Source organism: Nocardioides abyssi (assembly GCF_030412915.1).
In the GTDB taxonomy this organism is placed as follows: domain Bacteria; phylum Actinomycetota; class Actinomycetes; order Propionibacteriales; family Nocardioidaceae; genus Nocardioides; species Nocardioides abyssi.
Genome location: NZ_JAUHJR010000260.1, coordinates 1 through 227 on the forward strand (window position 1 = coordinate 1; position 227 = coordinate 227).

The 227-nt window shown below is 78.0% G+C and carries 1 protein-coding gene; it reads left to right on the top strand.

Annotated elements, in window-relative coordinates; genetic code table 11:
* On the top strand, window positions 1–227 hold a 227-nt coding region (locus QWY29_RS20700), incomplete at both ends, for an alanine--tRNA ligase-related protein (RefSeq protein ID WP_300963094.1).

Sequence of the window (227 nt, forward strand, 5' to 3'; positions counted from 1 at the left end):
CCGGCGAGGTCGGCGAGCTGGTGCTCGACCGCACCCCGTTCTACGCCGAGTCCGGCGGCCAGGCGGCCGACGCGGGCATCATCGAGTTCGACGGCGGCCGGCTCGAGGTGCTGGACGTCCCGCGGCCGGTCCGCGGCCTGGTGGTGCACCAGGTCCGCGTGGTCGACGGCGAGCTCGACGCCGGCGCCGCGGCGCTGCACGCCCGCGTCGACCCCGAGTGGCGGACC